The 25,444-nt window shown below is 46.6% G+C and carries 19 protein-coding genes and 1 riboswitch; of the genes, 13 read left to right on the plus strand and 6 right to left on the minus strand.

Annotated elements, in window-relative coordinates; translation table 11 throughout:
- Positions 1 to 494: 494 nt before the first annotated feature.
- Entirely contained in the window at positions 495 to 1,298 is an 804-nt protein-coding gene (locus tag C0033_RS10165) for an alpha/beta hydrolase (protein ID WP_103227758.1), read from the minus strand.
- A 121-nt stretch (positions 1,299 to 1,419) separates the two neighbouring features.
- Positions 1,420 to 4,152 carry an Ig-like domain-containing protein gene (locus C0033_RS10170; protein ID WP_103227759.1) on the minus strand — a complete coding sequence of 911 codons (2,733 nt, stop codon included), beginning with the start codon at positions 4,150 to 4,152 and terminating at the stop codon, positions 1,420 to 1,422.
- 115 nt (positions 4,153 to 4,267) lie between these two features.
- Positions 4,268 to 4,358: riboswitch (cyclic di-GMP riboswitch) on the minus strand.
- Between the two features lie 237 nt (positions 4,359 to 4,595).
- On the opposite strand from C0033_RS10170, the gene C0033_RS10175 reads away from it, so the two are divergent.
- From C0033_RS10175 to C0033_RS10195, 5 genes are read left to right on the plus strand one after another with little or no spacing between them, the layout of a single operon-like run.
- Positions 4,596 to 5,036 (plus strand): TrkA family potassium uptake protein, encoded by a 441-nt coding sequence (locus tag C0033_RS10175; protein ID WP_103227760.1) that lies wholly within the window; start codon positions 4,596 to 4,598, stop codon positions 5,034 to 5,036.
- Positions 5,033 to 5,698, plus strand: a complete 666-nt coding sequence (locus tag C0033_RS10180) for an NAD-binding protein (RefSeq protein ID WP_103227761.1) — start codon at positions 5,033 to 5,035, stop codon at positions 5,696 to 5,698. The genes C0033_RS10175 and C0033_RS10180 overlap by 4 nt, the downstream gene beginning before the upstream one ends.
- Positions 5,695 to 7,206 (plus strand): TrkH family potassium uptake protein, encoded by a 1,512-nt coding sequence (locus tag C0033_RS10185; RefSeq protein WP_103227762.1) that lies wholly within the window; start codon positions 5,695 to 5,697, stop codon positions 7,204 to 7,206. Before C0033_RS10180 ends, C0033_RS10185 begins: the two co-directional genes overlap by 4 nt.
- A 7-nt stretch (positions 7,207 to 7,213) precedes the next feature.
- The gene (locus tag C0033_RS10190; RefSeq protein WP_103227763.1) at positions 7,214 to 8,695 is read left to right on the plus strand and encodes an ATP-binding protein; all 1,482 of its coding nucleotides are present in this window, start codon (positions 7,214 to 7,216) and stop codon (positions 8,693 to 8,695) included.
- Positions 8,688 to 9,374 carry a response regulator transcription factor gene (locus C0033_RS10195; protein ID WP_103227764.1) on the plus strand — a complete coding sequence of 229 codons (687 nt, stop codon included), beginning with the start codon at positions 8,688 to 8,690 and terminating at the stop codon, positions 9,372 to 9,374. Before C0033_RS10190 ends, C0033_RS10195 begins: the two co-directional genes overlap by 8 nt.
- A 32-nt stretch (positions 9,375 to 9,406) precedes the next feature.
- Here C0033_RS10195 and C0033_RS10200 read toward each other — a convergent pair whose 3' ends face one another.
- Positions 9,407 to 10,342 (minus strand): LysR family transcriptional regulator, encoded by a 936-nt coding sequence (locus C0033_RS10200; protein ID WP_103227765.1) that lies wholly within the window; start codon positions 10,340 to 10,342, stop codon positions 9,407 to 9,409.
- A 219-nt stretch (positions 10,343 to 10,561) separates the two neighbouring features.
- On the opposite strand from C0033_RS10200, the gene C0033_RS10205 reads away from it, so the two are divergent.
- Together C0033_RS10205 and C0033_RS10210 are read left to right on the plus strand one after the other, a co-directional pair.
- Positions 10,562 to 11,821 (plus strand): SLC13 family permease, encoded by a 1,260-nt coding sequence (locus tag C0033_RS10205; RefSeq protein WP_180994670.1) that lies wholly within the window; start codon positions 10,562 to 10,564, stop codon positions 11,819 to 11,821.
- 27 nt (positions 11,822 to 11,848) lie between these two features.
- Positions 11,849 to 12,967 (plus strand): amidohydrolase/deacetylase family metallohydrolase, encoded by a 1,119-nt coding sequence (locus C0033_RS10210; protein ID WP_103227767.1) that lies wholly within the window; start codon positions 11,849 to 11,851, stop codon positions 12,965 to 12,967.
- A 7-nt stretch (positions 12,968 to 12,974) separates the two neighbouring features.
- Here the strand turns inward: C0033_RS10210 and C0033_RS10215 are convergent, their stop codons facing one another.
- On the minus strand, positions 12,975 to 14,327 hold the full coding sequence (locus C0033_RS10215) for an MATE family efflux transporter (protein WP_103227768.1): 1,353 nt from the start codon (positions 14,325 to 14,327) through the stop codon (positions 12,975 to 12,977).
- Between the two features lie 236 nt (positions 14,328 to 14,563).
- Here C0033_RS10215 and C0033_RS10220 point away from each other — a divergent pair, with 236 nt between their 5' ends.
- From C0033_RS10220 to C0033_RS10245, 6 genes are all read left to right on the plus strand, one after another.
- Positions 14,564 to 15,418: a Cof-type HAD-IIB family hydrolase gene (locus C0033_RS10220; protein ID WP_103227769.1), complete on the plus strand. Its 855-nt coding sequence runs from the start codon at positions 14,564 to 14,566 to the stop codon at positions 15,416 to 15,418.
- 146 nt (positions 15,419 to 15,564) lie between these two features.
- On the plus strand, positions 15,565 to 17,313 hold the full coding sequence (gene kdpA, locus C0033_RS10225) for a potassium-transporting ATPase subunit KdpA (RefSeq protein ID WP_103227770.1): 1,749 nt from the start codon (positions 15,565 to 15,567) through the stop codon (positions 17,311 to 17,313).
- Positions 17,314 to 17,375: 62 nt separating this feature from the next.
- Positions 17,376 to 19,445 carry a potassium-transporting ATPase subunit KdpB gene (kdpB, locus tag C0033_RS10230; protein WP_103227771.1) on the plus strand — a complete coding sequence of 690 codons (2,070 nt, stop codon included), beginning with the start codon at positions 17,376 to 17,378 and terminating at the stop codon, positions 19,443 to 19,445.
- Between the two features lie 58 nt (positions 19,446 to 19,503).
- Complete coding sequence (kdpC, locus tag C0033_RS10235; protein WP_103227772.1) at positions 19,504 to 20,112, plus strand: potassium-transporting ATPase subunit KdpC; 609 nt, start codon at positions 19,504 to 19,506, stop codon at positions 20,110 to 20,112.
- A gap of 26 nt (positions 20,113 to 20,138) precedes the next feature.
- Entirely contained in the window at positions 20,139 to 21,986 is a 1,848-nt protein-coding gene (locus C0033_RS10240) for a DUF4118 domain-containing protein (RefSeq protein WP_103227773.1), read from the plus strand.
- A 102-nt stretch (positions 21,987 to 22,088) separates the two neighbouring features.
- Positions 22,089 to 22,274: a hypothetical protein gene (locus C0033_RS10245; RefSeq protein WP_103227774.1), complete on the plus strand. Its 186-nt coding sequence runs from the start codon at positions 22,089 to 22,091 to the stop codon at positions 22,272 to 22,274.
- A 982-nt stretch (positions 22,275 to 23,256) separates the two neighbouring features.
- Here C0033_RS10245 and C0033_RS10260 read toward each other — a convergent pair.
- Together C0033_RS10260 and C0033_RS10265 are read right to left on the minus strand one after the other, a co-directional pair.
- Entirely contained in the window at positions 23,257 to 24,006 is a 750-nt protein-coding gene (locus C0033_RS10260; RefSeq protein ID WP_103227777.1) for an SIMPL domain-containing protein, read from the minus strand.
- 128 nt (positions 24,007 to 24,134) lie between these two features.
- On the minus strand, positions 24,135 to 25,412 hold the full coding sequence (locus C0033_RS10265; protein ID WP_242984467.1) for a S8 family peptidase: 1,278 nt from the start codon (positions 25,410 to 25,412) through the stop codon (positions 24,135 to 24,137).
- Positions 25,413 to 25,444 lie beyond the last annotated feature (32 nt).

Genomic DNA, 25,444 nt, shown 5'->3' on the forward strand with positions numbered 1-25,444 from the left:
ATAGGGGATTCGGGTTACGACCCTAAGAGATACTAGGCCGGCAAGAGCGGAAAAAGGCAGCGCGGCGCCATTCACGATGAACTCTTTATGACTTCATCGTTCAGTGGCGCCTCAAATACTGATTCGGAATTCAGTATTTGTCTGCCTTTTTCCGCTCTTGCCGACCAAGTATCACTAAGGGTCTGCACACGATCCCCTATCTGTTTCCATTTTCCGCCGCCCGCCCAGGTTTCCCCTTCTTTCCGGCTGTTGCTTGGCTAGCTGAGGAAAAAAATTTATGTAAAGGGTGAAGGCTTTTTCGAAAATGCCTTGAGGGTCTATGTAAATTTGGGTCAACATAGGTACCTATACAATAGCATTGTTTTTAAAACGGGCAGGGAAAAACAGCATGGAATGGGGAGGCGGTCCCTTCGTCTTTCGGTTCCGCCTCCCCATTCTGTGCGTATCTTTTACAAATACATGAAAGGATAATTCACGTACCCCAATTTTTTAGGTTAAATTCTATTTTCCAGCCAATGAATTGCATCCTGAATTACTTCATCGCGGCAGTATTCATTAAATATTTCGTGAAAGAGCCCGCCGTAGATCTTCATCTGTTTATCCGTGGATGAAACGGATGAGAAGAAATCGTAGGTATCCTGAACATTGACCAGTCCGTCTTTTTCACCGTGGAGCATGAGAACCGGATAACGGAAATTTTGAACATTGGATGCAAACCAATCGAGGCCGCCACAGAGGGCATAACAAAGTCCGGTTGTAAATGTCTTTGTATTATAAGGATCTTTTCCATACCAATCCACCACTTCGGCAACGGAGCAAACTCCTGCGCCTAATTCGTTGGGAAGCTGGGTATGGGGGTCCAGGTCTTTTGGAACGCCTGTGATCAGTCCGCCGTTGTCTTTTACAAGAGCGCCGCTGCTGATGATGCCTCTCAGCTTTTTGTCCGTGTACTTGGCGCCGTAGAGGGCTACCGTAAAACCGCCCATGCTGTGTCCGATTAAAAATACCGGAACATCAGGATTTTCCTGGATTGCCATGTCGACAATCACATTGGTATCGTCAAGCAGCTCATTGAAGTCTTCATAATAGGTGCGTTCGCCCTCTGAACGTCCGTGGCCGCGGTGATCGAAGCGGTAAGTTCCGATTCCGGCTTTGTGGAACAGATCGGCGAAGTAGTCGTAACGCCCCTGGTGTTCGCAGAGTCCGTGGACAATGACTGCTACGGCTTTGCATGAATCAGGGACTTCCTTGTTTAGATACAGTTTTGTGTTGTCGTAAGAAGATATCATTTCTCCCATGTGAAAAACCCCCTTTTATTTTTTGTACCCCGTTACGTTTATTTTAACATAAGATGGAGGAAGATGCCAGGAAGTTGTTTGTATAGCGGATACTATATTATCGGGTTGAGTTCCTGATGTTTTACGGAATCCATACTCCGTGTTCATCCACCCGGTAATCATCCGGCGTCTTGCCGTTAATTAACAGTGCACCTCTCATTTTTCCGGTTTCATTTCTGAAATAATACCATTTTCCAAGAATCTGATGCCAGCCGGTATACATGGAACCGCGGTGTCCGTCAGACTGGTCGTGGAGAAAATACTGGTTGTTGTTCCAAGTCAGCCAGCCGTCGGCCATATAGCCGGAGCTGTTAAAGTAATACCAGTCGTAAGAATTTCCGTATGGGAGATAGGCCCATTGTGAGGACGGATAAGTTCCGTTGTCATAACGATACCACCAGCCTGTCTGATCCTGAATCCAACGTCCGTTTAATTCACTGCCGAAAGAGCCATTTTCTTCACTTTGACCATTTCCAGTGTTCCCGCCATCATTGTGGTTTGGGTCCTCAACATCCGGCTCTACGTATTTATATCCCATGATAAAGGGGCTGAAATTATCCACTGTAACCCGGATTCCCTGTTCGGTCAGTTCAAACGGAACGAAATAAGGATTGCCTGACGAAGGAATATGGAGTATGGAAATATCGTAGTTATGAGGATTCTTCTGCATATTTTCATCAGGATAGGCGATTATGAAGGTAGCGCCTTTATCCTGAATTTCATCGCCTGTAATCACGTTGATCAATTGAATTTCCATCGGAAGAATGATGGTATCTTCGTCAAATTCAGGGTGGATCATGATTTGTTTATCAATTGTTTCCTGAATATCGGGAGTTACTTTTTTGGCAACTAGTACATAGCCGGATTCCTCAGGCACTTTTTCCGGAATCAGGGAAGCGGCGGGTTCTGCAACTGTTAGTTCCGCTTCCACTGAAACCAGATTGTATTCTACGGATTGTTTGTAGGCGGTAAGCGTTGTTTTTCCCGGCTTTTTCATTGTGACTTTGCCGTTCTCATCAATTTCTGCAACCGATGGGTTGCTGCTGGAATAGTGAAGTTTGAGAGAGTCCTCTCCTCCGGTTACATCTATTACAAAAGCAGGTTCTCCGATAGTTTTTTTAATCCTGCCGCCGGTTATGGCTTCCATGATTAACGGAGACTGGTCTTTCAGCTCCACCTCTTCCAAAGAGGTTATAATTTCTGCACCGCCTTCTAAGTCATTTATTGTAGCCGTGTCCATATCATCACGTTCGATTTCGGTTCCGTCTATAGAGGCAGAGGAGAAACGGTATCCTTTTGGAGGAACGAGAGAGAGTTGGTTTATAATTCCGCTGTCTATTGTAAATTCAGTTTCAGAACTTATAACCAGGCTTATCTTATCAATCGAGCCGGAAGCTCCGCAGTCAATATATCCTTCCGGCAGAAAAAGTAAGCCTTCCATTCCTTCATCCTCTGTTTCATCATATACAGAATTCAGAAATGTGTATTGAATGCTGCCTATATTAACATGGAGATCATCATCAGGGTCATCACATTCTTCGCCGACGTAGCATCCGGCACCAATCAAAGAAAATTCTTCCGTAAACCAGTGGGTGCCGTTAACAGTACAGGAATCGAGTGTTACATCGATATTATTTATATGGATATCATAAACACCCTCATAAATGCCGCCTGCCTGGATACTGGCAATATTGCTGTTTTTCCCATATATGCGGATGGTTCCGGTATCCACATTACCTTCGTAAGTGCCGTTGCAGGCGCCTAGGATATCTCCTTCCACGATACTGTCAGAAATCTCCATATTAACGGAACCACATGTTAATATGGGGTGAATTTCCCGGTTGCCATCAAATATATGGCTTCCGCACAACCCGTCTCCCAGAATAAGATGGCTCCCTTCGACCACTACGTTTGACCGTCCAAGCGCTGCATTTGTCCCTTTCCCTTTGGAATAGCTTCCGCCGCTGATCATGTCCACATCAATAGTTGAGTCTTTAATTGTCAGGCGGGTTTCCTTAATGGATATATTGGGGCCGTCATAATCTGCATAAAAATTAACATTTGAGCCGCAATAGATCTGATTGTAATGACCGTCAGTCAAATCCGCTCCGTCAATGGTCAGTTTTGAGATCCCTGAAATCCTGGCATCGATTCCGGATTCCGTCACCAGATTTCCGCCGCAGCAATTGCGAAAATCACCGCCTGTTATAGTCAGATCCGTGGATGGAACTCCTTCGTTAAGCCCTCCGCCTACTAATCGATCCACCCATCCTGCCTGAAAAACCATGGGTATGCCGTTAGCAACTACGGAAACAGGGGTGGTCTCGCCGATCTGATAGTTATCATCCCCGCCGATAATGATTTTTTCAATCCCTTTATCCCTGGGAAATACAATTGTATCCGTGTCACTTGTGTCACCCTGCAATTCGATTGTCAGAATTCCCGTATCGCTTCCCAAGTCGTCTAATACATCGGCAATGGAGGAATAAGCCCCTTCGTCCTGCGATCCCACAACTGCGGTGGTGCCGGAGCCGTCCCTGTTGAGGCTCATGAGCATTACGTCATTGGTATCGTTAATCAGTTCTTCCCCGTCGGAACTGCTGGCGGTTGGATAGGTTTCATCCGCCGCATCCGTCTCATTTTCCGTGTCTTCATCGTCCAATCTTTCTGCATTTGAACTGCTGGCATAAGCGGTGATTCCCCAGCCGCTTTTTCCTTTGCCCCAAGTTCCGTTACCGGGCCATACCGGTATGCTGCTGAAAATGAGACATGCGGCCAATCCAACAGCAGCCTTTTGCTTCCACAATTTGTTCATTCGCTTCCCCTCTCCTTCTAAAATTCTGCAAAAGCCGGGCGCCAGTCTCAGCGGAAATAAAAAAGCAGACCTTGCTCCAGCCTGCTAAAACCCAGTCAATATCTGACTGAGCTGTAATCGCAACTGGCTGGCTTTTCATAGTATTATATGATGAAGCCCCTCTAGCTTTGCGTCGCTGCCTTTCGGCAGGTTTGCTAAATATTCGTTTGTAAATATACAGCAGTCAATCCGTTCTACTGACGTAAATATACGATAATATAATTATACATCACAGGAAATAAATAGCAAGAGCCGTATAAGATATCCGGATAAAATCGTCATAAAGATCATTATAAAAATCTTTATACAATCTTTATACCAGGATTCATTTTCTTTCTATCATCTTAATGCGGTTTCCATGTACAATTAAAGTGTAAAAATGAATGGAAAATGGAGGTGCTTTTATGTTATTTAAAAAGACGAAGACCTTTATCATTGTTGGTTCCAGCCGGTTTGGTTCAGGACTTGCCGGAATGTTGTCACAAAAGGGTTCCAGAGTGGTTGTAATCGATATAAATGAGGATGCGTTCAGAAAGCTTCCGGATGATTTTTCCGGTTACGAGATCATCGGCGACGGGACGGATGTTGATATATTAAAACAGGCCGGAATCGAGGAAGCATCCATGGTAATTGCGGCTACGGATGACGATAATACAAACCTGTTGATCGCTCAGATTGCCAGCAGGATTTTTCATGTTCCCAATGTCTATTCCCGTTTAAATGATAAGAATAAAGAGAAATTGATACACGGTTTCAATATCAAACCGATCTGCCCGTTTGTGCTGTCGGTCAATGAATTTTCCAGATTGTCCAATGAGGAATACAGGGAGGTCAGCAGCCTATGAAAATCGTTATTGCAGGAGGCCGCAATGAAGCCGATTTCCTTATAGGAATGATGTTGTCCGGAAAGCATAAGCTGATCGTCATTAATGAGGACAGGAGTTACTGCGAACACCTGTCGTCCGTCCATGATATTCCGGTTATTTTAGGCGATCCATGTAAGGAATATATACTGCAGGACGCGGGAATTAAGAATTGTGACGTGATGATTGCGCTGGGAGAGAAAGATGCGGATAATCTGGCCATATGCCAGATGGCGAAACGGCTGTTTGCGGTGAAAAAAACTGTCTGTACGGTCAATAACCCTAAAAATGTGGAGCTGTTTGAAACGTTGGGGGTGGACCGGGTGATCAGCGCCACCTATATGCTGGCTCACTTTATTGAGCAGGCGTCCATGGTGGAAAATATTGTGAATGTGCTGCCTTTAAACACGCAAAAAGTTCTGATGAATGAGATAAAGGTGGATTCTTCTTATCCTGTTGTGGATAAAAAGATTATGGAAATCGATTTTCCCCATCATGTGATTATCAGCTGCATTATCAGGGGAGAGCAGGTGGTGGTGCCAAACGGCCAGACGAAAATTATGGCTGGTGACCGTCTGCTTGTATTGGCCACACCGGAAAATCAGGAAAATGTGGTAAAATTGATTATAGGAAGCAGAATATGAATAAAACTGGAATAAAAGAAACAGTGACAGTCTCCGGATACACTCTGATTGCAGGGTATTTGGGGATTGTTATGATTATGGCGGGAGTGATTACCCTTCTGCCCCTGATTACATTGGCATTTTATCCTCAGGAAATGAATCAGGCGGGTTATTTTATCGTTCCCGGAGTGATTTCCATTCTGGCGGGCTATCTGGTAAGCCTGGTTTTGAGAGGTAAGAAGCTGGGAAATCTGGAGAGAAACCAGGAGATGATCGTGGTTACCGCCACATGGATGATCGCAATCTGTGTGACTGCCATACCGTTTGTGCTGACAGGAAAATATACATTTACTCAGGCTGTATTTGAGACCACCAGCGGTTTGAGCACCACAGGGCTCAGCGTGGTGGATACGGCGTCGGCGCCTCATATCTTTTTAATCCACCGGACGGTGCTGTTGTTCTTTGGAGGAGTGGGACTGGTGCTGGTGATGACGTCGGTATTGTCGGATATCTATGGAATGCGCCTGTACAATGCGGAAGGCCATTCCGACCGCCTTTTGCCCAATCTTTTAGAATCGGCCAGATTGATTATCGGCATTTACAGCGGGTATATACTGGCAGGAACTGCGTTATATGTGATATTCGGGATGAGCCCGTTTGATGCGGTCAACCATTCCATAGCGGCGCTTTCTACAGGAGGATTTTCCACAAGGCCGGAGAGTATCGGATATTATAACAGTGCGGCTATTGAGATGATAACCATTGTTCTGATGCTGTTGGGAGGAACGAATTTTCTGGTTCATCTGCTTCTTTTAAGGGGGAAAATAAAGGCTGTTTTATCTCATTGCGAGACCAGAATTACGCTGTTTCTTCTGGCCTTTTTTTCACCTCTGCTGCTTGTACTTTTGATGCAGGAAATGTATAATGAGGTATCAACAGGGATGAGAGCGGCTGTTTTCCAGGCTGTATCAGCGCTTACCACCACAGGATTTCAAACGGTGGAAACATTTCAGACATGGGGGTCGCCTCTTATGATGATTATGATCGTGCTGATGCTGGTGGGCGGAAGCACAGGCTCCACGGCCGGCGGGTTAAAGGCGTACCGGGTCTATGTGATATTAAAAGAGATCAAATGGAAGATTATCAGGGATATCTGCCCCAACCGGATGGTGTTTACCGAGACGATTAAAAGATACGGGAAGGAAGAGGCGGTCAGTTCCAGGGAAAAGGAGCAGATCCATACGTTTATCTGCGTTTATTTAATCTTGTTTCTGACAGGGACATTTATTTTCTGTTTATTTGGCTATTCCATACAGGATTCCATGTTTGAGTTTTCTTCGGCTCTCAGCACGGTTGGTTTATCCGTGGGAATTACTGCGTATGACGCCAATCCGGTGATTCATTGGACTGCGGCTGCGGGGATGTTTTTAGGGCGTCTGGAAGTGTTTGCCGTGTTAATCGGAGCGGCCAGAATTATTTCCGATGGAAAAGGGGCGGCAGCGGAACACAGAAAGAATATCAGGAGGTAGGCTGCGCATGATCTATAGTTTTGAAAAGGAAATCGAGCTGGTTAAAAAAGTGCTGAAAGTTTCAATTGTATGGGTTCTTTCAACGATGCTGGCCATTGTTTTGGAGCGGATGTCCATCCGTGTGGAAAACCTGCTGCTGATCTATATGGTAGGAGTCCTGATCAGCATTGTGGAAACCAGCAGTATGGCCTGGGGGATTGGCTCAGCCGTTGTTTTTGTATTTACATTTAACTTTTTGTTCACCTCGCCGAAATTTACATTTGCGGTGGATGATCCAAATTATATTGTATCATTTATTATCTTCATCATTGTGGCCGGAATTGTGTCCACACTGACGGTTAAGCTGCAAAAACAGATGCGGATTGCCAACAAGAAGACGGAGATCACTTTAAAAATCAATGACATCGGAAGCGGATTTTTAAATCTGACCGGTTACGGGGCGATTGAACGGTACAGCCGGGAAAGCCTCAGCAATCTGACCGGACGCAACGTGGACGTGCTTTTACGGGAAAATGAAAAGGATGAATTTGATGACAGCATTGCGGAATGGTGCTATCTCCATGCCATGCCATGCGGCCATGGAGAGATTCAGTTTACACAGGACAAAAATCTCTATCTGCCGATCCAGAACAGCAATAAAACGTATGGAGTCATAATATTTGACTGTGCGGACGAGGGGCTTCAGGAGGATGAAGAGATCTATATTAAAACTGTAATCTCTCAGATTACCCTTGTGTTGGAACGGGAGAGACTGGGGAGAGAAAAAGAAGAGGGCAGGATTCAGGTCGAGCGGGAGAGGCTAAAAAGCACGCTTTTAAGAAGTATTTCCCACGATCTCAGGACGCCTCTGACAGGGATTGCAGGAAGCGCCAACTTCCTTTTGGATAATCTGAAGGAATTGGACCAGACCACGTCGGAAATCATGCTGAAGGATATCTGTACGGATGCGGAATGGCTGAATACCATGGTGGAGAATCTGCTTAATATGACCAGAATCCAGGAAGGACGTCTGGATATCAATAAGAAAAATGAGGTGGTGGACGATATCATCTCTTCCGCCGTTACTCTGGTATCCAAGCGGATCGGCAATCACACGTTAAAGACGGAAACCCCGGAAGAGATTCTTCTGTTTCCCGTGGATGCCCGCCTGTTCATACAGGTGCTGGTCAATCTTTTAGACAATGCGTTCCGCCATTCCGGCGACGGCACGACGGTGGTGATTTCAGCTTTTGCCCAGAGAAATAATATGGTGTTCCGGGTTTCCGATAATGGAAAAGGAATTCCGGAAGGCAAGCTGGAGCAGATATTCGACAATTTCTTTACTACCGCCTACCAAAACGGCGACAGGCAGAGAGGCGTGGGCCTGGGCCTTACCATCTGCAAAGCCATAGTGGAAGCCCATCACGGCAAGATTGCGGCATATAACAATGAAAAAGGAGGGGCAACCTTCCAGATAGAACTGCCAATGGAGGATAAAGATCATGAATGAGCCCAATATTTTAGTGATTGAAGATGACCAGACCATTCAGAATTTTATAAAAATATCGCTGAAGACAAAAGGATACCGGTATGTTCTGGCGGAGGACGGCCTGACCGGTATCTCCTTGTTTTATGCCAATAATCCGGATATGGTGCTTTTAGACCTTGGCCTGCCGGATATGGATGGAATGGAGGTTTTAAGACAGATCCGCCAGGAATCCGAGACTCCCGTAATCATCGTTTCCGCCAGAGGGCAGGAAAAGGAAAAAGTTGGAGCTTTGGACGAGGGGGCGGACGACTATATCGTAAAGCCATTTAATGCTGGAGAGATGCTGGCCCGCATCCGCGTCGCCCTGAGGCACAAGGGAACGGCGGTAAAGCCAATGACGGAATTTGAACTGGACGGGATTAAGATCGATTTTGAACGGAGAAAAGTGTATAAAAGGGGAGAAGAGATCCATCTGACCCCATTGGAATACAAGATGGTGGTTTTGATGGTGAACAACAGGGGAAAAGTGCTGACCCATAAATACATCCAGCAGGAAGTTTGGGGCTACGGCACCACGGATGATTACCAGTCTCTCCGCGTGTTTATGGCCAATATCAGGCGTAAAATTGAGGATGACACGACGAAGCCAAGATATATTCTAACGGAAGTCGGAGTTGGATACCGGTTTGTGGATGAGTGATGGTATGCCTTGGACTGCTTTTAGGCATTCTTTCACGCTTGCTGTCCGGAGACATTCACTACATTTTTAATAATACGAATCAGCCCTTCTTCTGCTTGTGAAAGATAGGTATCTTCACGGTAGACGAGGGCTGTTTTTCTGGTAAACGGGCCCTCTTGGGAAGGGAGGGAAAAATATGAGATACTGTATTTTTCTGAGTCATTGGTACAGGGAATGGCAGGAGTTATGGTTACGCCCAGACCGCGGCGGACGGCATTCAGAGCCTGTCCCAGATTGCGGATCTGCAAAACTGTATTTGGTGTGATCTTATGCAGAGAAAAATACTGCATGGTAAAGCTGCGTGTGGCCTGATCCCGGCTTAACATGATAAAAGGCAGTTTATACCAGTTTTCGGGCTTTAAGCAAGGATAGGCATACCCATCCTGATGAGTGGAATAGGCGTTCAGCCCCATATTGTCCGGTGCAGCCAGAACCATCTCTTCCTCCGATACTTTTTCATAGACAAGATAGGGTAATTCTTCTGTATAATTGATAAAAATCAGGTTCAATTCTCCGGTTCTGATTTTTTGCAGTAAAACAGAGGCAGCTTCTTCGACAATTACAACATGGATTCCCGGATACTGTTCGTAAAAAGCGGGAAGAATGTGGGAAATGAAAAAGTTTGTCCGGCTCATAGGCAGACCGATTTTAATGCGCCCGCATTGGAGTTTGGCCACATCATTCAAACGGTTGTTAATCTGGTCGTTTAAATATATGATTTCTGATGCTTTTTCGATGCAGTATTCTCCGGCAAAGGTTGGGACCAAAGATTTTCCTACATGCTGAAATAATTTGGTACCGGCTTCCGCTTCAATGCGCTGCAGAAATTTACTTAATGCCGGCTGTGAGATATACAGTTCCTGAGCGGCCTTAGAGATACTTCCACATCTTCCTATAGATACCAGATATTCAAAGTCTTTTACATTCATCAGTAAAGAACCTCCTTTTTTAATCAAAACCTTTAGAGAATCTGTTTTATCTTATTAGAATACCACAAATTTTTTGCAGTTACAATTTTAATATAACTTCTAGTTATGATTTTTTGAAATATATGTCTTTGACGTTTTAGATAGTTCCGGTATATGATAAGGATAAGCTTCTGATGGCCGCAGATGTTTAGAAAAAGAAAATGTATTGGAGGGGTTCACATGTCACAGACATTAATTGCTGGAATTATTTTAGTTGTGATAATTGCGTTATTTTTAAGCGAAAAAATACCGTTGGCGGTTACATCTTTAGCCGGAGCGGTAATTGTGGGTTTGTTTGGTCTGGTGGAACACAAGGCGGTATTTACTTCTTTTGCGTCCACTTCTATGGTGCTGATGATAAGTATGATGATTGTCGGCTCTTCTCTATTTCATACAGGTCTGGCACAAAAGATAGGAAATGTGCTCTATAAAATGACCGGAGGCAGCGAAAGAAGCCTGATTCTGATTTCGGTTCTTTCAGGAACGCTTCTTTCTTCCGTATGCAGCGGTACCGCTACACTGGTAACCTTATTTCCTATCATAACCAGTTTATGTGTGACTGCGAGAGTTTCCGTATCGAAAACTTATCTTCCGCTGTCGTATGGTATCTGCTTTGGAAGTATGCTGACAGTGGCGGCATCCGGCATGGGAACGGCTTCCTCAGGTTTGCTGGAAGACGCCGGATTCAGAGCTTGGGGATTCCTGGAACCGGCTTATGTGGGTGCGCCTCTGGCTGTTGTGGGAATCATTGTATTAATGATAATTGGCGGTAAGGTTCTGCCTGATACCCATATGGAGCCTGAGATGAGCAAGACGGATGAAGAAGACAGGAAAAGCCATACATCTGCTAAAATGTGGATTTCAGGTATTGTAATGATCGCAATTTTTGTAATGATGATTATATCTCCTAAGGGTCTGCCTCTGTATATGATTTCTTCCACCGGAGTAGTTGTGCTTCTTCTTACGCGTACAATCAGCCAGAAACAGATGTTTGACAGTATTTCATGGAGTTCAGTATTTTTGATTGCAGGAATGACCACCGTTGCCAATGCGGTATCAAACAGCGGGTTAGGCCAGGTAATCGCGGATTCTATTTTGAAATTATGTGGAAATAATCAGAATCCGGTTTTTATAATTGCTGTTTTGCTGCTGGTAACTGCGCTTTTGACTCAGTTTCTGTCAAATAATGCGAGTATCTTGATTATGGCTCCGATTGGGATAGCGTTGGCAAACAGTCTTGGAATTGAGCCATATGCATTTGTTATGGCTACATTTGTAGGATGCTTATCCTGTTTTTGTACGCCGATGGCAACTCCTGCTCTCGCATATGTGATGGAGCCTGGGGGATACCGGTACCGGGATTTTGCAAAGGCCGGGCTTTTAATGCAGCTGGTGTATTTTATCGTTGGCCTTATTGTAATACCTTTGGTTTGGCTGTAAAAGGATATAGAACGGGAGACGGAACAGATGGCAGAAATAGAGAGAGCATTGCTGATTAAAGGTGGCTCTGTGATATCTTTGGCAACAGGAAGAGCAGAACAAAAAGATATTCTCATTGAACATGGAACGGTATCAGCAGTTGAAAATAAATTGGAGATCAAAGATTCCGGGAAGATTATTGACGCTTCTGGAATGTACATAACGCCGGGCTGGGTGGATGCCCACGCCCATGTTTACGAAAGCGGCAGCACCATCGGAGTTTGTGCAGATTCCATGGCTTCTTCAGGCGTGACCTGGGTGGCCGATGCAGGTACATCCGGGGCTTGCAATTTTAAAGATATGAAGGAACGTGTCATCCGCAGCAGCCGGATCAATGTAAAGGCATATCTGCATATTTCAAAATGGGGAATTTCCAAGGAATGCGGTGAACTGCGGGATTTTGAAAACATTGACAAAGAGGCGTGTGTGGATACCTGTCTGAAATACAAAGAAGATATCATCGGCTTAAAAGTCAGAATTGACCCACGGGTATGCTCCAATGAGGAAAGAGCCATGAAGATTTTAAGAGAGCTGGGAGATAAAACCGGTCTGCCGGTGGTAGTACATGCCAGCAGAAGCAGCCTTTCATTGGACGATGTTCTTTCTTATTTAAAAAAGGGAGATATTTATGCCCATAGTTATGCGGATAAAACGCCAGGAATTCTTGACCGGGAGGGCTGTATAAAGCAATCTGCCATAGATGCCAGAAAACGTGGAGTGATCTTTGATCTGTCCCACGGAAACGGTAATTTTTCATTTGAAGTGGCGGAGAAAGCATTGGAGCAGGGATTTGCAGTGGACATGATTTCTACGGATCTTCATGTAAACAGCCGGAGCAATGTGGTTGATTTGGCCTCCACAATGTCCAAAATGATGTGTTTGGGCCTTGATTTAACGAATATTCTGCAAAGAGTAACCCTGTTTCCGGCTAAAATATTAGGGTTAAAAGAAAAAGGCCTGGAGATTATTCCAGGCCGAAAGGCTGATTTAACCGGTTTCTATATAGAAAACGGAACGTTTGATCTAACGGACAGCGACGGAGAAATGAGAACTGCAAAGCAGCGGTTTGTTAACCGTTTTACTGTATTAGGAGATATGCTTCTGTAAACTCCTATCACTGTTTCACCACATTATCTTTCCATTTCCCCGAGAAATAGAACCATATAATTAAGATCAGACTGCCCATAGAGGCGATAGGCGCGCCCAAACCGATGCCCCGCAGCCATAAGCCCATCACGGACCCAAGCAGGATACAGGCAGGAACACGGAGTGCCAAAGCGGAAAGAACCGAGTTAATCAATGAAAATGTGGTATGGCCGGAAGCGATGTACAGCCCGTTAATGGAAAAGCAGAGTGGCACGAATAAGTAATCAAAGCTGAATGTGCGGAAATACTCCACTCCGCTGCGGATCATATCCGGATTGTCATCAAATAGCTCCAGGATTTGCTGGGGATAGAGCTGTACGAGAACAAAGATCACGTAGCTGCATACTACCGCGATCAGTGTACCCACGCGGCAGGTCTTGATGGCGCGGCCCCATTCGCCCGCTCCGATATTCTGGGCGCACATGGTAGCGATGGAGCTGCCCATGGCAACTGCCGGCATGATGGCAAATCCGTTGAATTTGCTGACAACGCCTACGGCTGCGGAAGCGTTGACTCCTCCGATGGTATTGACTAAGGCGGTTATGATCAGGAAAGAAAAACTTGTGACACCGTTCTGTACTGCGGCCGGAAGGCCGATTTTTATGATCAGCTCCATCTTTTCCTTATGGAATTTAAAGGAAGACGGTTTAAAGTCAAAAATAAAATTATTTTTCACCATGTATCCGATACATAAAACCATGCTGAGCGCCTGGGAAAATACAGTGGCCACAGCAGCGCCCAATGCGCCCATTTTAAGACCCGCAACGAGCAGAAGATCCAGGATGATATTGGTAACGCAGGCGATGAGCACGAAGTAAAACGGACGTTTGCTGTCCCCCATACCCCTCATGACGGCGCTGAGCACATTGTAGCCGAAGATAAAGATAATGCCGATAACCGTTACGGTCAGGTAGCGGCTGGCCTCGTCAAAGGATTCCGCAGGCGTTTTGATGAGAATCAAAACCTGATTTTTAAGAACCAGCATCACAATTGTGATGATAACTCCGGCAGCCAGCAGAGTGCTCATGAGCGTCGCGATGGTATCCTCCATATCTTTTGGCTTTTTGGCTCCAAGATACTGGGCGACCAAAACGGTGCCTCCTGAACAAAGTCCAACCACAACATTGGTCAGAATAAAGGTTACCTGTCCGCCGATATTGACGCCGGACATGCTGGCGGTTCCGCTGAAATTGCCCACGATCAGCATATCCGCTACGTTATAAAGAGACTGTATAATACTGGATACAAGAAATGGAAATGCGAACAGAATCAACTGGCGGACCACATTCCCCTTTGACAGATCATTTTCAAAATGTCCCATAAAAACCTCCGTTTCACCTATATAATCAGGTGCTTCTAATGTGTAAATAATGACATGATGAAATATTACCATAGTACGGAGGTTACTTCAATCCTAAATTTATCCGGAACCGGTTATTTTCCCATTTTGGGGGTAAAGAAAACGTCATTAACCTGAATTTTACCCGGAAATGCAGGAAAGCTTTACAGAACCACGATACAATCGGAACTGTATCAGCAAAAGGAAAGGATGAGAGAATGATTAGATTAGTAGCAGTAGATATGGACGGAACCCTGCTTAATACACAGGGCAGGATTTCCGACAGGAATGCAGACGCCATCCGGCAGCTGCAGGAACGGGGAATAGAAGTGGTGGTGTGTACGGGAAGAAGTTATGAAGATGCGGCTGCGCCGGTCAGAGAACAGGGATTGAGATGTGATATCATCTGCATGAATGGATCGGCTGTATTTAATAAGGATGGCAGGCAGATACAAAAAAGCCCTTTGACCTACAGCCAGATGGAAGAGATTCTGAGCTGCTGTAAAGACGATAAGGTTATCTTTGATTTTATGACAAATCAGGGAAGCTATACCATAGCCACCGAAGAAGAGTTTAAAATGTGTTTTGAATCCGATATATTACTTCCGGCCAGCGTAAAACATGAATATGAACAGATCAGGTCCAGATTTCATCTTACCACAAGAGAAGACCTGTTATCCATGGGGCTGGAATTTTACAAAGTATCGGTGATCCATGGCAATCCGTTTATTTTGGAAAAGATCAGAGGGGCGCTGAAGGGGTGTCACGGGCTGGCAGCGGCATCTTCTTATCACACGAATATAGAGATTACCAGCCGGACGGCACAAAAAGGGATTGCGCTCACTGAATACGCCTTAGAAAGAGGAATCGGATACCGGGAGATGATGGCGATCGGAGACAGTGAAAATGATTATTCCATGCTTTCGCTGCAGCTGGCCTATACCGTAGCGATGGGAAATGCGATGGAGAGCATTAAAAAGATTGCCAAGTGCCAGACACGGTCCAACGTAGAGGACGGAGTGGCATATGCAATAGAAACGTTAATTTTATCAGAAGAGGCATGCGCCTGTTAATACCGTAAATGGAGAAAAGCCATTTTACGGTATTTTTTTGTATACGGATACTTTATTAACACTCTCTTTATACCAAACGGAAACTGCCTTATAGAATCTTTATAGTACCCCATGGTAACATACGGATATCAAAAAAGGAGGTAATAATCATGAACGTGATCATTCAAATGGTGATTTACTGTCTGATATTGGTACTGCTTGCAGTTCCTTTGGGCAGTTACATAGGAAAAGTGATGAATGGGGAGAGGATAATCCTGTCAAAGGTATTGCTCCCGGTAGAAAACGGAATCTATAAAATGTTGAAAATAGACCGTGATGAGGAAATGAACTGGAAAAAATATGCGGTCTGCGCAGGTGCATTCAGCGTTATCAGCCTGGCTGCGCTGTGGCTGATCCTGATGATTCAGGGATACCTTCCTCTGAACCCGGAAAGAATCGGCGGCACGTCCTGGCATCTGGGTTTTAATACGGCGGCCAGCTTTGTGACTAATACAAACTGGCAGGCATATTCAGGAGAATCGGCGCTCAGCTATTTTTCCCAGATGGTCGGGCTGAATGTGCAGAACTTCGTGTCCGCAGCGGTGGGAATCGCAGTGCTGTTCGCATTGATCCGCGGATTTGTCCGGGTAAAACAAAAGGGGCTGGGAAATTTTTATACGGATGTGACCCGGGTGATCCTCTATGTGCTGATTCCTCTTTCCCTGATTGTTTCTGTGGTTATCATCTCACAGGGAGTGCCGCAGAGCTTTAAACAATATGATGAGGTGGCTCTTTTGGAACCGATGGAAGTGGAGCAGGAAGACGGAACCACGGTAACCGTTACAAAACAGGTGATCCCGTTAGGCCCGGCAGGAAGCCAGATCGCGATCAAGCAGCTGGGGACAAACGGAGGAGGTTTCTATGGCGTCAATTCCGCACATCCATTTGAAAACCCCAACCCGCTGAGCAATGTGTTTGAGATGATTTCAATACTGTTGATTCCTGCGGCCCTGTGCTTTACATTTGGAAGGAATATTAAAGATAAGCGCCAGGGAAGGGCAATCTTCCTTGCCATGTTTATATTGCTGGCGGCGGCCCTGGCCATTATCGGTTTTAATGAACAGAACGGTACGCCGCAGCTGGCCCAGAATGGAGCCGTTTATATGGGGACCGACGGCCAGGCGGGAGGCAACATGGAAGGAAAAGAGACCCGGTTTGGGATCGCGGCTTCAAGCACCTGGGCTGCATTTACAACCGCAGCTTCCAATGGATCTGTAAATTCCATGCACGACAGCTATACGCCCATCGGCGGTCTGGTTACCATGCTTTTGATGCAGCTTGGCGAAGTCGTATTCGGAGGAGTGGGCTGCGGGCTCTATGGAATGCTGGGATTTGCCATTATGACCGTTTTTATAGCGGGGCTGATGGTGGGGCGTACGCCGGAATATCTGGGCAAAAAGATAGAGCCGTATGAGATGAAAATGGCGGTTCTCGTCTGTATCGCCACCCCGGCTGCCATTCTGGTGGGCAGCGGTATCGCAGCGGTTTTCCCGGAAACCGTGGACAGCTTAAACAATTACGGAGCCCATGGGCTTTCAGAAGTACTTTATGCTTATTCATCGGCAGGCGGAAACAACGGTTCCGCATTTGCAGGATTTAATGCGAACACTCCATTTTTTAACGTCAGCATCGGCCTTGTTATGCTGTTTGTGCGCTTTCTGCCAATGTTTGCAACTTTGGCCATTGCGGGCAGCATGGCGGCCAAAAAGAAAGTGGCTGCCAGCGAAGGCACGCTGCCAACCCATAATGCCATGTTTATCTTTCTGCTGATTGTTATTGTTCTGTTAGTAGGGGCGCTCAGCTTTTTCCCTGCGCTGGCATTGGGGCCGATTGCAGAATTTTTAGAAATGACGTAACTGTTCAGCAGGTCTGCGCATTTACGAAATGACATTATAAAAGCCATAGGAGGAAATATGCTATGAATAAAACGAAAAATAACATATTTATGGATAGGCAGATATTGGGCAGGGCCCTGAGAGATTCGGTGACAAAACTGAATCCTAAGGTGCAGATTCAAAATCCTGTCATGTTTCTGGTTTATGTATCCGCGATTTTGACTACCGTATTATTTATACTTTCATTGGCCAGTGTGAAGGATACCGGATCGGGTTTCATATTTGGAGTTGCAGCAATCCTTTGGTTTACCGATCTGTTCGGAAACTTCGCCGAGGCGATTGCGGAAGGCAGGGGAAAGGCTCAGGCGGATGCCCTCAGAGCTTCCAGAAAAGATGTGATGGCGTCTAAAATCCCAGCAAAAGAGTTTAAAAATGAGATTCAGAAAGTGCCGTCCGCTAGCTTGAGAAAAGGCGATTTGGTGCTGGTAACCGCAGGAGAACAGATTCCGGCGGACGGCGACGTGGTGGATGGAGCTGCTTCCGTAGATGAAAGCGCCATCACAGGTGAATCAGCGCCGGTTATCCGGGAAAGCGGTGGCGACAGGAGTGCAGTGACAGGGGGAACTACGGTGATCTCGGACTGGCTGGTCATAAAGGTAACCAGCAATCCGGGCGAAAGCTTCATGGATCAGATGATCGCCATGGTAGAAGGAGCTTCCAGAAAAAAGACGCCCAATGAACTGGCGCTTCAGATTTTTCTGGTCGCATTGTCCGTCATCTTTTTACTGGTAACCGTTTCCTTGTACTGTTATTCCATCTTTTCAGCAGGCCAGAAGGGAATGGAAAATCCAACTTCAGTAACTTCACTGGTGGCCTTGTTCATATGTCTGGCTCCGACCACCATAGGAGCGCTTTTATCCTCGATAGGAATTGCAGGCATGAGCCGTTTAAACCAGGCCAATGTGCTGGCCATGAGCGGCCGGGCCATTGAAGCGGCAGGCGATGTGGATATACTGATGCTGGATAAGACGGGTACAATCACTCTTGGAAACCGGCAGGCGGATGCATTTTTACCGGTGGACGGCAATTCAGAGCAGGAACTTGCGGATGCGGCGCAGCTGTCTTCGCTGGCAGATGAAACCCCGGAAGGCCGCAGCATTGTGATTCTGGCTAAGGAGGAGTTCAACCTCCGCGGCCGCAGCATGGAAGAACTTAAAGCGGAATTTGTTTCGTTTACCGCCAAAACCAGGATGAGCGGAATCAATTGTCAGGATATGGAGATCCGTAAAGGAGCGGCCGATGCGGTGAGGGATTATGTGGTCTCCTGCGGTGGGAAATTCAGCCGGGAATGCGAAGAGACAGTGAAAAAAGTGGCCGGCCAGGGAGGAACTCCCCTTGTAGTGGCAAAAAACGGCAGGGTATTAGGAGTAATTGAGTTAAAAGACATTGTAAAACAAGGCGTAAAAGAAAAATTTGCCGATTTGCGCAAGATGGGGATCAAAACAATTATGATCACCGGAGACAATCCGCTGACAGCCGCTTCGATTGCAGCAGAAGCAGGGGTGGACGATTTTCTGGCGGAAGCTACGCCGGAAGGCAAATTGGATATGATACGGAAATTTCAGACGGAAGGTCATCTTGTAGCGATGACAGGGGATGGAACCAATGATGCGCCAGCTCTGGCTCAGGCCGATGTGGCAGTAGCCATGAATACGGGAACCCAGGCTGCTAAGGAAGCCGGGAATATGGTGGACTTGGATTCTTCGCCTACCAAGCTGATTGAAATCGTTAAAATCGGAAAACAGCTTTTGATGACCCGGGGTTCTCTTACCACATTCAGCATTGCCAATGACGTTGCGAAGTATTTTGCAATTATCCCGGCGCTTTTTATCGGTATCTATCCGGGGCTGGCGGCGCTCAATATTATGAGGCTTCACAGCGCCCAAAGCGCGATCTTTTCAGCTATCATTTACAATGCGCTGATTATCATTGCCCTCATACCTTTGGCCTTAAAAGGCGTAAGATACCGGGAAGTGCCGGCGGCCAAGATGCTGGCAGGAAACCTTTTGGTCTATGGGCTCGGAGGAATTGTGATTCCGTTTATTGCGATTAAAGCAATTGATATGATGCTGGTGGGCGCAGGGTTCTTTTAAAAGAACCGGTGAATTAAGAAGAGAGGATGCCGCTTACAGCGGCAAAACGGTGGAGAGAATGAAATTAATAAAATCGGTAATTCCTAAAACATTTGCATTTTTTCTGGTTTTAACCGTGATATGCGGCGTGATTTATCCGCTTTGTGTGTCCGGAATTTCCCAGGTGTTTTTTCAGAAACAGGCGAAAGGTTCTATTATTGAGATTGACGGTGTAAAATATGGAAGCGAACTGCTGGCGCAGGAATTTACATCGGATACTTACTTGTGGGGAAGGCCTATGAATGCGGATATTTCCACATATACGGATGAGGAAGGCAATCCGGTATTGTATGCGGGGCCGTCCAATAAAAGTCCTGCAGGAGAAGAATTGGAGACCATGATTGCCGAAAGGGTAGAAAGGATAAAAGCCGCTCATCCGGAAAAAGAAGGGCAGCCGGTTCCTTCCGATCTGGTTACCGTATCCGGCAGCGGCCTGGACCCGGAGATATCACCGGCAGCAGCCGAATATCAGGTTGAACGAATATCCAAAGCCAGAGGCATTTCAAAAAATGATGTGGAATCAGTGATTGAACAGTATTCCACAGGAAGAACCTTCGGGATCTTTGGAGAACCCAGGGTAAATGTGCTGAAAGTGAATCTGGCGTTGGACGGCATTTTAAAAGGTTAGCATACTTTTGCAGGGGAGGAAAACACATGGAAGAACGGCCTGATCCTAATAAAATATTGGCGGAACATTTTCCAAGGCAGAACTCAGACGGAAAAGGAAAATTGAAGATATTTTTCGGATATGCAGCAGGGGTGGGGAAAACATATGCCATGCTGGAGGCGGCCGGAGATGACCTGAATGCAGGCGTGGATGTGGCAGCAGGGTATATTGAACCCCATGAAAGGCCGGAAACGCTGGCTTTAATGGATGGGCTGGAACTTCTTACACCCCGGTATCTGGAGTACAGAGGAATCCGGCTCAGGGAATTTGATTTGGACGCCGCCTTGATCCGGAAACCGCAGATCGTGCTGGTGGATGAACTGGCCCATACCAATCCCCAGGGATTCCGCCATTCCAAGCGGTATCAGGACATCCAGGAGCTTTTGGATGCCGGAATCAATGTGTATACCACGGTAAATGTTCAGCATTTGGAAAGCCTTCACGATATCGTAGCGTCCATTACCCATGTGAGGGTAAAGGAACGGATACCGGACCGGGTGTTTGACAGGGCGGATCAGGTAGAGCTGATTGATATAGAACCAGAAGACCTGATGAAACGCCTGGAAGAAGGCAAGGTATACCGAAAAGACCAGGCCGGCCGGGCTATGGGGAATTTCTTTACGCTGGAAAAATTGACGGCGCTGAGAGAAATCGCCCTGAGAAGAACCGCCGACCGGGTAAACCGCTCTGTGAGCCGGGAAAGGGGAGCGGATGGAAAGGATTACTTCACCGCGGAACATATTCTGGTCTGCGTGTCCTCAGCCCCGTCCAATGAAAAGGTAATACGAACGGCCGCCAGAATGGCCGATGCATTTCATGGAACCCTCACCGCCATTGTCGTGAAAACAGAGGGCATGGAAGATATGGAGGGCAAATTCGAAAAAGCGCTGGAAGATAACATTGCGTTGGCAAAGCAGTTTGGAGCCAACGCGATTACCGTGTATGGAGACGATATTGCAAAACAGATTGCCGGATACGCCAGGCGAAGCGGAGTTTCTAAAATTGTGATCGGCAGGACGGTCAGAAAACGCAGCCTGTTCTATCTGAAACAGACCTTAATCGACCGTCTGATCAAAGCCGTTCCTAATATGGATATCTATGTGATCCCCGACAGCGGCGCAGTCATGGATGAGCGAAAGAAAACACCCTGGTTTTTGACGGGCGGAAATCGGGAAAAAACACAGAAATGGCTGCGGATAGCGGGAATTGCGGCAGGGGCCGCCGCTTTTTTGGTACTCATGTACAATTTCTTTTTTGTAGAACCCAGATATTCCTTTTTTTCCTATGCTGCCGCCTATCCCTTCGCATTTGCAGCAATGACCATCTGCGCGGTAATCACCAATTCCATGGCCTCCCGGCTGAAAAAACAAGCGATGATTTCAGAAGAAGAGTCCGGCCAGATGCAGGCGCTGATGAATATCAGCCACAGGCTGAGACAGGCGGAAAATGATGATGAAAAATTGGAGATTCTGGGAATACAGGCCTCGGGTTTGCTGCACTGCCACGTGATCATTTACAGCGCTGTCTCCTCTAAAAACCATTTAGAAAAGGTGGGCGTTTACCCGCCCGAAGATAAAGCCGAAAGCGAAGCGATGTTCGCAAAAAGCGACGAAAGGGCAGTGGCCGAATGGGTTTATAAAAACAAGCATAAAGCGGGCAAAACCACAGATACCCTTCCCGGCGCCCAGGCCAGGTATATGCCTGTGGCGGGAGCGGGCATAGTTTATGCCGTGCTGGGAATCGATCTGCGGCAGACAGGCCGCATTGAGCCGAACAATAAGAACATCTTGAATATCATGATAAGCGAGACTGTGTCAGCTTTGAAAACAGACTGAAACTCTTTATATTATGTTTACATCATTGCAAATGTCTCATATAGAATCTTTACTGGCAATCACGGTATGATGTAATCAGAAATAGAGAGGAAGGGATCAGATATGGCAGAGAAATTATTATTATTCGTAGAAACGCCATTAGAACGCCTGTTAAAAAAACACCCGCTGCTGCTCATGATCGCGATGCAGATATCCGTTGCACTATTTATGCTTATCATCGTCTCCGCCATCGCCTTGTCAGGATGCAGCGTTATCTGGCTTTTTTATAAATTATTCGGCATCATGTAAAATCTTTATTTAGTTAACTAAAGTACGCCGGAAAGAAGGGGAAACCTGGGCGGGCGGCGGAACTGATAAGAGATAGGGGATTCGAGTTTCGACCCTAAGAGGTACTAAGGCCGCCAGAAACGGAAAAAGGCAGAGCGGCGCCCATTCGCTGTGAACTCCTGATGACTTCACTGCTCAAGTGGGCGTATCGCTCTAAGAGCGCCTCAAATACTGATTCGGTATTCAGTATTTGTCTGCCTTTTTCCGTTTCTGCCGGCCAAGTACCTCTAAGGGTCTGCAAACGATCCCCTATCTCTTATCAGTTCCGCCGCCCGCCCAGGTTTCCCCTTCTTTCCGGCTGTTGCTTGGCTAGCTGAGGAAAAAAAGATTTGCCGGATGGGAGAGTAAATTTTTATATCAACCGTTAAGTCTTTTTCAGAAATGCCTTCACCATTTAATGTAAAGGGTGAGGTCATTTTGCGAAATGACTTGACGTTTAAAGTAAAACCCGAAGTCATTTCTGAAAATCCCTTAACGATCTATGTAAATGTGATTCTACATAAATACCTACGCACCAAAATTGTTTTTAACCAAGCTAGCGAAAACCAGCACGGAATCGGGAGGCGGAGCCGGGAGAGGCAGGTCGGAGGAGCCGTCCGGGCCGGGGAAGGAAGTATGCAGCCGTATGGGATCGTATGGAACCCCTTTAGTACTACTTAGGCCCGTAAGGACAGAACGAGGCAGGTAAAAACTGATTTCCGTCTCAGTTTTTAAAGCGCCGCTGAGCAGCGAAGTCATAAAGAGTTCACTGCGAATGGCGCTGGCCTGCCTCGTTCTGTTCTTACGGGCCTTAGTAGTTCTTAGGGGCGAATCCCGAATCCCATACGGCTGCATACTTCCTTCCCCGGCCCGGACGGCTCCTCCGACCTGCCTCTCCCGGCTCCACCTCCCGATTCTGGGCGTATCTTTCACAAATCCGTTAAATAACAATTTAGTGTAATTTTTATTTTATGATCTCATAGTTTACGGAAATTCGGGCTTCGATTCCGATTTGGCCGGGTTCGACTGCGATGGAAGCGGCCGTGTCCATTGCAGATTCCATAGCGGCGCTTCGCTGATATCCGTTATAGCGGGCCTGCTGGCTGGATGAGTATTCTTCTACGTGAACAACGCCGCCTAAAGACGCGCCGCCTGCTTCCGCAATCGCCTGAGCTTTTAACTTGGCGGAGGCCATAGCGTTCTTTAATGCTTCCTGGTAGCTTTCATCATACTTGCTGGAAAGATAATCTACGGATTGGATGCGGTTGATTCCGGCGTCAACACAGCTGGTAATCAGTCCGCCTACCTGATCGATCGGAAGGTCGGAAACTGTGATATTGGTATTCATCTCATATCCTGTGATTGTTTTTCCGCTGTTCCAGTCGTAGACGGGGTCCAGACCATAGTTGGAAGTCTGGATAGAAGTCTTTTCAATTCCTGCGGATTCCAGTACGGCAAGAGTTTTGTCCAGATCCTGTTTGTTTTGATCCTGGCATGTCTTTGCGTCTGCTGCCTGGGTATAGACGGCCAAAGTGATCTCGGCCATATCGGGAACTACCTTTACTGTCTCCGTACTTTGGACTGTAATTACCTGATTTTCCGTATTCTGTACTTTAATGGTGTCCGGGAACGGGGCCTGGCTGCAGGCGGATAAGGTGATGGCACCGGCTGCGATGACAGCGGCAAATGCGCTTCGTTTTGTTATTTTATTCATAATACATACCTCCTTTATTGTCTCTATTGTATCGGAAAAATCTGGAAGATGTATTTCTTTTCCCTTAATAATCCATGGCTAATTATTTACAGAATTCAAACGGGAATTAAGAGATAAAAAGCCGGATCTTAATATATAAAAGCCGAATAAACATCTAACATGCCCTGGCAGCCCACTTTTCCTGACAGCGCATCCATTTTTCTGGAGGAGGCCAGAAGGATGTTTTTTACGTCGGCCAGGCTGATATCGGTGCGGTAAGAATAGAGCATGGCTGCTGCACCTGTGACCATGGGAGCGGCCATGGAGGTTCCGCTCATAAATGCATAACTGTTTTCAATGGAAGTGCTGAGAATATAAGTGCCCGGTGCGGCGATATCCACAGAAGCGGTTCCGTAATTGGAACTGGAATCCAGCGATCCGTCGAACAGCAGATTGCCTACGGCGATGATATTGTCCGATGGAAAAGAAGCCGGATAAACGGGATATTGGTCTATATTATATCCCACTCCCATCGCGTCGCCATTGCCTGCGGCGACCACAAAGAGGAGAGGGGAAGCCTGAATCACCTGAGCCAGCTCTTCGCTGTAAGAGGAGGAGCCAAAGCTGAGATTACAGATAGAGGCTCCGTTGGCTTCGGCATAATGAATGGCTTCGATGACTGAAGCCGGATCACCGGAACCATTTTCACCGCCCAGGACTTTTAACGGCATGATTTTGATATGGCTGTTGTCGGCAATGCCCACGATTCCACCGTTGTCCTTGGACGCGGCAATGGTTCCGGCCGCGTGAGTGCCGTGAGTATCCTCTTTTCCATTATAAATAGTATTGTTATTGCCGTAAAAGTTCCAGCCGCTGACATCGTCGATATATCCGTTGCCGTCGTTGTCAATTCCATCGCCCGGTATTTCGTCCTCATTGATCCAGAAAGAACTCTGTAAATCGGGGTGGCTGGTATCGATGCCTGTATCAATGACCGCTACAATCACATCCCGTTTGGATTCGGCACTGTTATAAAGATCCCAGGCCGGCCGGATATTGATATCCACTCCGGCCACAGCATGTGTTTTTCTCAATTCTACGGAATCAGGACCCACTGGGTTAGGAAGGCTGACCGAAGGGTCGCCGGTGATTGCGTGGTACAGTCCGTTGGCATATTTAAAATGGTCGATGAGTTCGATCATCTGGAATTCTCCGTCATTTTTTAAGCCCCATTGATAGGTGGCATAGGAATCTCCGGGAGAGAGATTTACAAGTCCGGGGCCCACGGCAAATGTCCTGAGCGCAGAATCTTCATTCGCAGACGGCGGACGATTATATTTCTGAAAAGAATCTGCCGGACCGGCTGACACCATAGGGGCGACAGCCGTCAAGGCCGCAAGAGCGGCGAATATTGTTCTTAACACCATTATCTTAATCTCCTAACTTTCAAACATGTTAT

This window comes from Clostridium sp. chh4-2 (assembly GCF_002899675.1).
GTDB lineage: Bacteria > Bacillota > Clostridia > Lachnospirales > Lachnospiraceae > CHH4-2.